Below are 585 nucleotides of genomic sequence, written 5' to 3' on the forward strand. Positions count from 1 at the left end.
CAAATGCTAGTGCGGTGAACGCGGTAAGCACCAACATGAACTGAGACATTTTGTTGCGAGCGGGCGCCATCATCATCAAAGCAATCGCCACAGGATGAAGTGCCACAACCGCAGGGAAAGTGATTGCCAATAGCTGCTCTAAACCGATGTTGGCGATAAAGCCTGACAGTACCATGGTGATGACGACACAGCTTTTGTAGTTCACTTCGCTAAAGGTGTTGTCATAGAACTCGCTGCCTGCGGTTGTTACGCCAATCGCTGTGGTTAAACAGGCTAATACCATGACTGCACCCAACAACACAGAGCCAAACGCACCAAAGTGGTTGAAGGTGAACGCCGTTAAAATATCGCCACCATTGCTAAACTCTGAACCTAAGTAAGAGCTAGTGGAACCGATGTAAGACAACGAAATGTAAACAAACGCCATCGCGACAGCGTACATTAAGGCTGCAATTAGAGTGTATTTCGCCGTTGCTCTCGGGCAGTCCACTCCCATGCTGCGGATGGCACGGAAAATGATCCAACCAAAGCCAATTGAGCCCAACGCATCCATCGTCATGTACCCTTGCGTCAGACCTTCTGCAA

Annotated in this window: 1 protein-coding gene; it reads right to left on the reverse strand. The window is 49.2% G+C overall.

What is annotated here, in order from left to right:
* On the reverse strand, positions 1–585 hold a 585-nt coding region (locus R7Q48_RS29305), incomplete at both ends, for a branched-chain amino acid transport system II carrier protein (protein ID WP_318133873.1).

Source organism: Vibrio sp. 378 (genome assembly GCF_033339435.1).